This window comes from Cupriavidus sp. 01L46 (genome assembly GCF_056399905.1).
Map to the genome: position 1 here is coordinate 1 of NZ_JBFTSF010000657.1, position 824 is coordinate 824.

Here is an 824-nt window from a genome sequence, read left to right on the forward strand (position 1 = left end):
CCCCATGCGGCTGCGCAGCCGGTGGATGTCCTTGCCGCTGCGGTCCACGCGCTCGCCAAAGGCACGGATCTCGCCGCCCTCGTAGGACTCCAGCCCATTGATGCAACGCAGGACGGTGGACTTGCCGGAGCCGGACGGGCCGATCAGGCAGACCACCTCGCCCGCGTCGACATGCAGGCTCACGCCGCGCAGCACGTGGTGGTCGTCGAAATACTTCTGCAGGTTGTCGATCCGGATCATGGCTTTTTCCTCCCCGCGCCAAGGCGGCGTTCAAGCCGGCGCAGCCCGAACACCAGCGGCAAGCTCATCAGCAGGTAGAGCAGCGCCACCAGCGTGTACACCGTCATGTTCTGGAATGTGGACGAGGCGATCAGCTGGCCCGCACGCGTCATCTCCGCCACCGTGATGGTGGACACCAGCGACGAGTCCTTGAGCATCATCACCAGCGTGTTGCCGTACGGCGGCAGCGAGATGCGGAACGCCTGCGGCAGAATCACCCGGCGCATCACCAGCGCCGGGCGCATGCCCATGGCCTGCGCGGCCTCGCGCTGGCCCGGGTCGACGGCCTCGATGCCGGCGCGGAAATTCTCAGCCTGGTAGGCCGAGTAGGCGATGCCCAGGCCGATCACGCCGGCCTGGAAGGCCGTCAGGTGAATACCCGCATCCGGCAGCACAAAGTAGATGTAGAACAGCTGCACGATGATGGGCAGCCCGCGGATCACGTTGATCACGCCGGACGCGCCCCACGACAGCGTGCGCGCAGGCGACAGCTTCATCAGCGCCAGCGCCAGCCCGAGCAAGCTGCTGAGCACAAAGGCGAGGAC

General features: G+C 66.6%; 2 protein-coding genes. Both read right to left on the minus strand.

Translation table 11 applies throughout. The features are described from left to right. Window positions 1-240 (minus strand): ATP-binding cassette domain-containing protein (locus AC1DS3_RS39150; RefSeq protein WP_477129431.1); only part of this gene is annotated, 240 nt, incomplete at its 3' end. Continuing rightward, window positions 237-824: amino acid ABC transporter permease (locus AC1DS3_RS39155; RefSeq protein WP_477129432.1), on the minus strand; the 588-nt coding region annotated here is incomplete at its 5' end. The genes AC1DS3_RS39155 and AC1DS3_RS39150, both read right to left, overlap by 4 nt.